The following is a 525-nucleotide window of genomic DNA, read 5'->3' as shown; positions in this document are numbered from 1 at the left end:
ACGCCAACAATCGGTTTGGTCGCAGATGATGTAGCACCGATGACTGGAACGCTAAATTCAGGCGATAGCACGAATGATAAAACGCCAACCTTGACGGGTAATGTGGATCCATCTGGTTTGACCGATGGTAGCGTGGTAACAATCTATGATAATGGCAATGTTATCGGTACAGCTGTGATTACCGATCCAACCACAGGTGCCTGGAGTTTTACACCATCGACTGATTTGAGCGAAGGTAATCATTCGCTAACAGTTGCTTTGGTTGATCCGGCCGGAAATAAGGGCAATGTTAGTCCTGCTTTTGATTTAATTGTAGACACCGTTGCACCGGCTTCGGGAACAATAAGTTTCAATAATTTGACTGACAGCGGTGTACAGGGAGATGGTATTACCAATGATAAAGCTTTTGACTTAAGTATTTCAGGTCAAGAAGCAGGAACAATTGTCGTTTATCAAGAGTTGATTGGGGGTACATGGACAGATTTAACGGGTCCAAATATTACAGAAGCAAGCGATGGTGAACAT

At 43.8% G+C, this 525-nt stretch carries 1 protein-coding gene; it reads left to right on the top strand.

Features of this window, described 5'->3' with window-relative positions:
- Window positions 1-525, top strand: a 525-nt coding sequence (locus IAE19_RS16485) for an Ig-like domain-containing protein (protein WP_227612317.1), incomplete at both ends; no start/stop codon positions are given.

It is taken from the genome of Acinetobacter sp. S40 (genome assembly GCF_016624705.1).
Taxonomy (GTDB): Bacteria; Pseudomonadota; Gammaproteobacteria; order Pseudomonadales; family Moraxellaceae; genus Acinetobacter.
Note: the sequence above shows the minus strand (reverse complement) of the source record. Positions and strands in the feature narration are given on the sequence as shown.